This is a genomic window from Aeromonas sp. QDB25 (assembly GCF_027707725.1).
Classification (GTDB): Bacteria; Pseudomonadota; Gammaproteobacteria; order Enterobacterales; family Aeromonadaceae; genus Aeromonas; species Aeromonas caviae.
This window is the reverse complement of the sequence record NZ_JAPCIZ010000193.1, coordinates 1-1,568: the sequence shown is the minus strand read 5'-3', so window position 1 is coordinate 1,568 and position 1,568 is coordinate 1. Positions and strand designations below refer to the sequence as shown.

General features: G+C 40.9%; 1 protein-coding gene and 2 pseudogenes. All 3 read left to right on the top strand.

From position 1 onward, the window contains the following. Nucleotides 1-301 precede the first annotated feature (301 nt). Entirely contained in the window at nt 302-826 is a 525-nt protein-coding gene (locus tag PG883_RS23420; RefSeq protein ID WP_219983454.1) for a dihydrofolate reductase, read from the top strand. A gap of 11 nt (nt 827-837) precedes the next feature. Then, nucleotides 838-1,074, top strand: a pseudogene (locus PG883_RS24005) (hypothetical protein); the annotation flags it as partial. A 52-nt stretch (nt 1,075-1,126) separates the two neighbouring features. Further along, nucleotides 1,127-1,357: pseudogene (locus PG883_RS23415) on the top strand (DMT family transporter); the annotation flags it as partial. Nucleotides 1,358-1,568: the final 211 nt, after the last annotated feature.

Here is a 1,568-nt window from a genome sequence, read left to right as displayed (position 1 = left end):
TGCCGTTTACTTGGCGAAAAATGCCCGTCGAACCAAGCAGCGAAAATCGATACAGAACAGGACCTTAGAAGGAATTTCAAATGAAGTGTTTTCTTAAGGTCCTGTATATGAGAGCGGTTTAGGCTGGACCGGCAGTTAAAATTGGGGCTTGAGCGGTAAACGAGTGAGGGAATTTCAGGTAAGATACTTCGGATGAGGAGCAAAAAGGTGGTTTATACTTCCTATACTCAACTATTCTATATAAGTGAAGCACGATCTTTAGATGTTGATAGTTTAAAGAAGAGTAACAACGAGGTATGTAGTGAGAACGATTAATTTGATTGTAGCAGTGGACGAGGAATACGGATTCGGTAAAGATGGCAAAATCCCATGGCATTATCCAGAAGATTTTAAGTTTTTTAAGAATACTACAAAAGGTCATGTATGTATCATGGGTCGAAAGACCTTTGACGACCTTTTGACATATGCTAACGGGAAGAAAGTTCTACCCGATAGGCAGTGTATTGTAGTAACAAGTACCCCAATATCATATGAGTACGACAACGTACATATTGCAACCAGTATCAATGATGCTTTAGATATTTCAAATAATATACAAGGGGATGTGTTTTTTATAGGGGGTGAGAGTATTTTTTCATCAGGGCTGCAACTGGCGGATTGTGTTTATATGACACAAATTCCGGGGACATATGGATGTGATCGTCATTTCCCATATAAGAAGTTATTAAATAATTTCCAATTATATGAAAAGAAAGTGGGCGACGGTGGACTAATATTTAATACATATATTCATAATATATTTGGAAACAAAAACCCACACAATTAAAGGATAATACAATGGGACGACATTTGTCAGAAATTTTGTTAGAACAGAAAACAAAAATTACAACATTAGGGAAGGATGGTACGTATATTGGGGTACATTTCTCCACAGATACACAAGATAAATTGATTGAACTAGCTAATGCATTGAAAGTGCCGAAAGATGGTATAGTTGAGCGTAGTAAAATGCATTGCACTGTCGTTTACAGTAGAAAGGCTTTCAAAGATTTTACCGTCCACGGAAAGATTAGTGAACCGTGGATCGGAACTCCTACTGAATTGGAAATCTTCGAAACTCGATCAGGTAGTCGAGCCGGGATACGCTGCTGCTTTTTATTTCCTGTCGCTGACACTCAAATCGATTCCTGTTGGAATCGCCTACGCAGTTTGGTCGGGCCTCGGGATCGTCTTGGTCACTGCGATTGCATGGGTTTTGCATGGTCAAAAACTAGATATGTGGGGATTTGTTGGTGTCGGCTTCATTATCAGCGGCGTTGCTGTGCTCAACTTGCTATCTAAGGCAAGTGTTCACTAAAACGGTCGCATCTAACCATTCCGTCGAGAGGGACCGCCCACAAGCTGCGCTTGCGGGTTCCCTTCGCGGCTTCGCCGCTACGGCGGCCCCTCACGTCAAACGTTAGATGCACTAAGCACATAATTGCTCACAGCCAAACTATCAGGTCAAGTCTGCTTTTATTATTTTTAAGCGTGCATAATAAGCCCTACACAAATTGGGAGATATATCA